This is a genomic window from Aquabacterium humicola (assembly GCF_030167915.1).
In the GTDB taxonomy this organism is placed as follows: domain Bacteria; phylum Pseudomonadota; class Gammaproteobacteria; order Burkholderiales; family Burkholderiaceae_C; genus Pseudaquabacterium; species Pseudaquabacterium humicola.
On record NZ_JARGNB010000009.1, the window covers coordinates 213,878 to 220,480 of the forward strand.

General features: G+C 62.4%; 5 protein-coding genes. 2 read left to right on the forward strand and 3 right to left on the reverse strand.

The annotated features are described in order from the left end of the window. Positions 1-42: 42 nt before the first annotated feature. Complete coding sequence (gene murQ, locus P1K89_RS29370; RefSeq protein ID WP_284620095.1) at positions 43-927, forward strand: N-acetylmuramic acid 6-phosphate etherase; 885 nt, start codon at positions 43-45, stop codon at positions 925-927. A 264-nt stretch (positions 928-1,191) separates the two neighbouring features. Here the strand turns inward: murQ and P1K89_RS29375 are convergent, their stop codons facing one another. Beyond that, the gene (locus P1K89_RS29375) at positions 1,192-1,671 is read right to left on the reverse strand and encodes a hypothetical protein (RefSeq protein ID WP_284620096.1); all 480 of its coding nucleotides are present in this window, start codon (positions 1,669-1,671) and stop codon (positions 1,192-1,194) included. Between the two features lie 456 nt (positions 1,672-2,127). On the opposite strand from P1K89_RS29375, the gene P1K89_RS29380 reads away from it, so the two are divergent. After that, a complete protein-coding gene (locus P1K89_RS29380) occupies positions 2,128-4,143 on the forward strand; it encodes a hypothetical protein (protein ID WP_284620097.1) in 2,016 nt (671 codons plus the stop codon). A gap of 145 nt (positions 4,144-4,288) precedes the next feature. Here P1K89_RS29380 and P1K89_RS29385 read toward each other — a convergent pair whose 3' ends face one another. After that, positions 4,289-5,287, reverse strand: coding sequence for a hypothetical protein (locus P1K89_RS29385; RefSeq protein WP_284620098.1), 999 nt, complete (start codon positions 5,285-5,287; stop codon positions 4,289-4,291). 15 nt (positions 5,288-5,302) lie between these two features. Next, on the reverse strand, positions 5,303-6,199 hold the full coding sequence (locus P1K89_RS29390) for a hypothetical protein (protein WP_284620099.1): 897 nt from the start codon (positions 6,197-6,199) through the stop codon (positions 5,303-5,305). Between the last annotated feature and the right edge of the window lie 404 nt (positions 6,200-6,603).

Below are 6,603 nucleotides of genomic sequence, written 5' to 3' on the forward strand. Positions count from 1 at the left end.
GGTGCACAGTCGAAGGCACGGCAAATGCTGCTGTGACCTTCGATGCTGAAGACAGAAGCCCCCAGCACGCACCACCGCCAGCTCGACCGCTACGACGACGAACTGCTGGTTGCCGCCTTCGTGGACGACCAGCACGCGGCGGTCGCGGCGGTCGCGGCCGCGAAACCGGACCTCGCGCGGGCCGTCGCTGCAGCCCTGCCGCGGCTGCAGCGCGGCGGGCGGCTGGTGTACATCGGCGCCGGCACCTCCGGACGCCTGGGCGTGCTCGACGCCGTCGAGCTGACGCCGACCTTTTCCTGGCCGCCGCAGCGCTCGCGCGCACTGATCGCCGGCGGCCGGCAGGCGATGTTCGAAGCGATCGAGGGCGCGGAGGACGATGCTGCGCAGGGCGCAGCAGACGTCGACCAGCTGCCGGTCGGCGCCGACGATGTCGTGCTGCTCATCGCCGCATCGGGCACCACGCCCTACGTCATCGGGGCGCTGCAGGCCGCGCGCCGGCTGGGCGCCCTGACGATCGCCCTGGCGAACAACCCCGGCACGCCGCTCGTGCAGCAGGCCGACATCGGCATCGTGCTCGACACCGGCAGCGAGGTGATCTCGGGCAGCACGCGGCTGAAGGCCGGCACCGCACAGAAGATCGCGCTGAACACGCTGTCCAGCGCGATGATGGTGCGGCTGCACAAGGTCTTCGGCAACCTGATGGTCGACCTCGCGCCGAGCAATGCCAAGCTCTACCGGCGCGCGATCGAGCTGACCGTCATGGCCGCCGGCTGCACGGCGGAAGAAGCGCAGCTGACATTGCAGGCCTGCGGCTGGCGGGTGAAGGTGGCGATCGTCGCGATCCTCGGCGACCTGGGCATCGCGGAGGCGGCGGCGCGGTTGGACGCGGTGGACGGCAGCGTGCGGGCCGCGCTCCATCGGCGTTAGAACCCCGCCAGACCAGGCCGCCAAACCCAGGGGCGGAAAAGAAAAACGGCGCCCGCAAGTTCATGGGGCGCCGTTGGTCTTGGTGGGCGGTGCAGGGTTCGAACCTGCGACCCCTGCCGTGTGAAGGTCGTGCGTGCTGCAGCGATGCCGCAAGCATCCTACAACACGGCCACAACCGGCCCGCTCTTCGCTGGACACCCGGCTTCCCGCAAGTTTGCGGGCCCTCGCCTGGCGCCGGCGAGGCTCGTCGGCCGGTTCTCGCGCTCAGTCCTTCTTGCGTCCGTCCTTGTCATCGAACCGAGCGGCACGCTTCATCCAAGCGATGGCCTTGCCGAAGACGTGGCGTTGAGCAAGGTAGCCTATCAGGCTGCCTCCTTCGGCGTCAGGAGTCGCCGCGGCACGTTCCTGAGGCATCTCTACCGCAACGGCTGAGGATGGCGTGGGAGCACTATCGTCATCGAAGGGCAAGAGGAACGCTGACATCAGAAGCAGCCCCAGGCCGAAGCCGCCTATGACGAGTACACGCCTTGAAGCCGGCCAGTATCGCCACAAGCAACAGATGCACACCAGCACGGCAAGCGCTACCAGCCCGTCGAACCCAGCGACGGCGAGCCAAATCACCAACAGCAGGAGGCTAGCAAGAACCGGGATGTTCCGCCTCAGCAACCGCAACAGCCACGAACCGACGGCCATGAGCATCCCGACCCCAATCAGGAAAGCGATGATCAAGAGGAAGGCTCGCATGGAGTAGCCGCAGTGCTGCAGTGATCCTACAAGCTGCAGGCGGCTTCCGATCGCGCCGATGGCGTCATCAAGCCGAGTCGAGGTCAGACGAGTTGGTGAACTGCTCCCTGCTGTATCTGGTGGCCCGCTTCACGAGCGTCTCGTTCTGCAGCAGCTTGACCTTCAGAACGCCGTTGCTCGCCAGCGTCCGGACAGGCAGTCGCGCTGCTCAATGAGTCTCGGGCGTCAACTGGTAGGGCTCGGGTCTGGGGCGAAGGGCAGGCGAGATATCGGCAGTCATGCCGGTTCCTGCGCGGATGGAAGTGCACAGCAGGTGCCCTTGACCGCACTTAAGGTCGCCAAGGCAATTCGATCCACAAGACGAGGGTGTCCGCGCATACAAGCCCGGTGTAGGCTTCGGATGCGCTCGGCGGGGGCCGGCGCCGCTGCATCGCCTTAGGGGCGGGAGGACTGAGCATGGCTGCGTACCCGTCGACTTCGCCGCTGCCGATCACGTCGAACGTCGACGTCGAGGCCACCATCAACGGCTACCGCTGGATCTTCGTTCCAGGCACGTCGCGGGTACTTAACTGGTCGGTGTCCGGGTCGGCGTGGAGCCATCCGTCTTTGCAGTCGGCAGAGACCCAGGAAGACTTCAAGACACTGTTCGACTTCATCTCGTACTACATCAACGCCAGTTTCAATTTCCTAGGGCACTTCTCATCCACGCAGGCAACGCCGGGATACAGGGCCGCATACGCGGCTGGCTCCAATCTGAACATCACGTTCGGGTACGGAGGCTTCAACTCGGCTGGCCAGTTCATCAATGACAACCAGTTCGTCAACGTTGACCAAACCGCACACTGCTTCTTCCCGGCCACATCATTCGATGCAAGCCAGTACGCCGGGGCTGCGGGAGACACGTGGCTAAACTGGAACAACCCGTTCATCCGCTCGTTGGACTTTGAGGTTGGATCTAACGGCTTCGCTCTCTTGCTTCACGAGGTTCTGCACGGCCTCGGCCTCAAACATCCTCATGACGACGGGGGTACGGGTCGACCTACCTACACCGATCTTCAGATTCCGTACGCGGACCGGCAGTGGATTTCGGTGATGTCCTACGACAAGTTCGAGAACGGAGGCGACGGCGCATACGACGGTTCGATGCCGATCGCTCCGATGATCATGGACGTCATCGCGCTTCAATATCTGTATGGTGAATCTGCGGGAAGTGCTGGCAATACCACTGTCGACATATCGAAGTACCTAGGCCTCTACTACAACACTCTTTGGGACGCCTCGGGCCTCGATACGCTTGATGCCAGCAATCAGGCGTACGGGTTGGCTGTCGACATGGGCACTGTCACGGCGTTCAACGGCACCAACGTTCATCACGCCGGCTTCATTACAACCGCCGTGGATGCCTTGTCTCTCGCGGTATTCGGCTTCAACCCATCTCGCTGGACCTGGCTGTGGGGTGAGTACGAGAACTTCATCGGCTCGGCCTACGCAGACACCGTCGAAGGCAACGACTTGGACAACGAGCTGAACGGCGGTCCGGGTGATGATGTGCTCGAAGGCGGAGCCGGGAACGATACGTTCGACTGGAACCCGTCAAAGCGTGCAGGCGCGGACCTGTTCAGAGGTGGGCTCGGCAATGATCGCTATGTCATTGACTCCCCTCTCGATCGTATTGAAGAGTTCGACTATGAGGGCGTCGACACGGTATTTGTAGGCTTCGACTACTCGCTGCAGGGAACTGCGCTTGAGAATCTCTCCGCGTTCAACGACATGCTGGTCGGGGTTCGCTTCACAGGAAACACCTGGGGCAACGAACTCACTGGCGGCGCTCGGGCGGACACCCTCCTCGGGCTGGAGGGGAACGACCGGCTTACCGGTCTCGGCGGAAACGACACAATCGACGGCGGGATTGGCATCGATACCGCCGTCTTCAGTGGCGTTCGGTCTGGCTATGCTGTTACCCGCGACGGCAGTGCATGGCGCGCTCGGGCCCTGACCGGCGCAGACGGGTCGGACTTGCTCTACGGCATTGAACGTCTGAGCTTCACCAACACCAGCCTCGCCCTCGACACGCAAGCTGGCGGCAACGGCTACCTAGCTGCGATAGTGATCCGCGCCCTGGAAGGGCCGGAACACCTGCGCGATGGCGCGGAAGTCGGCGCCGCGCTGTCGCTGCTGGACTCTGGAACGTCTCTCGCAAATCTGGTCGCACTGACCGTCGGAAGCTCAAACTTTGCGCAGATGGCCGGTTCTCGGTCTAACACTGACTTCGTGAAGTTCGTGTACGAGAACGTCGTCGGCTTCGCGCCGGGGCCTGGCGATCTGAGCTACTACGTCGGCCTGCTGGATAGCCGACAGTTCACGCAGGCGTCGCTCGGTCTCCTGGCGGTTACGGTAGACGTCAACACACAGAGCCTTGACATCGTCGGCCTTGCGCAGACGGGCATTGCGTTTGACCTCTTCACCGGATAGCCTGGTCCTACGGCTCAGCAATCACCGAGATGAGCGCGCGACGCGCCACACGTTTTGGCGCCTCCTTCGATGGACGTGGCTGTACCTAAGTACCCGTCATTCTCAGTCGCGACTAGCGTGTCATAGAGCAACCTGAAGCCTCTGGCTAGGGCGGATTTCGGTAGCGGACGTTCACGCGGTCGCCATCAACGTTGACTGTCAAGTGCCCCACGCCTCCAAGTGCCCTCAGGTCACCCGACTGGAAGGCTTCGTGAAAGCGTCGCCGCTGGCCGTCTTCACCAGGTAGTAAGCCGGGCACAGGGAGGCCCACCACGGGCCAAGTGCAGGCAAAGATGGAGAGGCCCGCGACGGATGGATCGCTGAATGCCTCTGGGGGCGAGACATCTGCACTAGCGATCCCACACACGCCGAGTTCGCCTGAGTCATGAAGACTTTGACGAATGAAAGCAAGGCCGCCACTCATACCGGGTTCGACCGGAATGGTCGTCGTAAAGCAGGGGTGTCTGTGCTGGCGGTACCCATTTGGGTATACGCCGACCACGCGACCCACCCTAATCCTAACGGCATTAGTGATCAGCAGTTGCTGGCCGATCCCTGTTCTGTCCGCTGGCGCTTGCTGTTCGACGACAGCTGTGCCAGTGTCCATGCCAAGGGAAACCATTTGGACCAAGTCGCCCACCCTCGGGATGGTGCAGTGTACTGGCCAGCCCGGTGCATGGAAGGGCGCATCGTTCAGCGTGTGGCCAGCACTGACAGCACATGCGGCGATGTCTGTGTAGCTCACCGCTGCAATCTCGTCGATCGAAAGCGTTCCGGCGGTCTCAAGGGCGAACCAGTGCGCAATCAAGTCGCTCGGCAACGTCGATGGTAGCGACGGTGTTTCGTCGAACAGCCCCGGCGCCAGTGGGCGCTTAAGAGTCGGTCGTTGGTGCTTGGCAGCGTCATCAAAGACGTGGCGCGCGGTAAGGACGACGGCGCGTCCGCCAGCGGCAGCCAAGACGAACCCGGTGCCGCACACCTTTGGCACGCTGGCCCGGTTGAGCGCCATGAAGGCGACGAGCGTTGGCCGATAGAGTTCCACCAGCGCCTGATTGGTCCCTGACACATCAAGCCACGCAGATCCGCCCTCTTCCAGGCCCGTCATGATTCCTCCGAGAACTTAGTCCGCGCGATCCTTGTACCGGTCTCCAGCCTGGTCGATCAGCTTCTGGGCCGCTAAGCGAGCCTTCTCGCGTCGCGCGGCATTAGCCTTCTCGGTAAAGATCAGCTCGATCGCTTGCCTCAGGAGCGGGAACTCTCGCGCGCACTCCTCGTCGCTCAGTTCGTGAACGCCGAGGCTCAGAAGTCCATAGAGCTGTGGGTGCTCGCTGAGAAAGGCGGGAAGGCGGTCCCTCACCAGCTTGATCCGCTCATCGGTCTTGGCCGCGCGGAACTCCGGCCAGTCCTTCAGCCCGTGTTCTGCAATGTGAGCGTCCCTAGCTTCCTTCAGGAGCTGCTCGAACACGCGGCGAAGGTAGGTGCAGGCAGCCACCGAATACCCATGAGCAGCTGAGTTGATGGCCTGGACGAACTCCCTGCGTTGCGTCTTCGTCATCGCCGACTCGAACTCCCCAAGGTCTCCGAGTTGGAAGTCGGTCAACGACGGATGTTGTCCGATCTTCGAAAGGGAGCGATCGTAGAGCGTGTCACCTTCGAAGTTCTTGCCGGCGGTCTTGCTCGAGAGCCTCACCCACTGCTCGACGCTGTGGCTCGCGTTCCGCGTGCAGCGAGCGGTGATGCGAAACGGAAACGTGGCAAACAGGCCTACATCACCGTCCCCGCCCATCCCTTTGCGCAAACGTGCGTCCGCCTGCAAAACATCGGAGTCCGGGGCATACCGATACGTCGCATGCTTGCCACAGCCAGGACAGTACACATCAAACACGCCGGAATGGGTCCGCAGTGGCCGCGCCCAAGTCCCGACTTGGGGACTCGTCGACTGAAACGTGACCGCCGGCGTGTACAGAGCCGCGGCGAAGATATCAGCCAGCGTCGTCGCAGGATCGAGTTCCGACATGACGGCAAGTCTCCGTACTTTTTCCGTACTCGGATACGAAAGCGGCGCCAGAGGCGCCGTAAGTCGTTGATTTTTTTATATTTCTGATGGGCGGTGCAGGGTTCGAACCTGCGACCCCTGCCGTGCTTGCAGCGAACGAGCCGCAAACTTACCACAACGATGCAGCAAGCCACCCCTACGCTTGCGGCAAGTACCTCAGGTTCCAGGCCACTGTGGCCCTGCCGCCGAGGGCTTCCTTGATGGCCGCGTCAGGTACACCAACCAGGCGCAGGTAGCTCGTAAGCGATCGAGCAACCACGTCCTTGATTCCCGCGAAGGCAACTGAGAGCCTACGAACCCATGTACCTTACGTGGGATCGTTATGTCAGAGGCTTTCGATACTGAGGACCTGGCCAAGCGACTGG

Excerpts from the sequence above, each read along its gene's own strand:
- P1K89_RS29375 (WP_284620096.1), bottom strand. The coding sequence starts at position 1,671 with ATGCGAGCCTTCCTCTTGATCATCGCTTTCCTGATTGGGGTCGGGATG.
- P1K89_RS29385 (WP_284620098.1), bottom strand. The coding sequence starts at position 5,287 with ATGACGGGCCTGGAAGAGGGCGGATCTGCGTGGCTTGATGTGTCAGGG.
- murQ (WP_284620095.1), top strand. The coding sequence starts at position 43 with ATGCTGAAGACAGAAGCCCCCAGCACGCACCACCGCCAGCTCGACCGC.
- P1K89_RS29380 (WP_284620097.1), top strand. The coding sequence starts at position 2,128 with ATGGCTGCGTACCCGTCGACTTCGCCGCTGCCGATCACGTCGAACGTC.
- P1K89_RS29390 (WP_284620099.1), bottom strand. The coding sequence starts at position 6,199 with ATGTCGGAACTCGATCCTGCGACGACGCTGGCTGATATCTTCGCCGCG.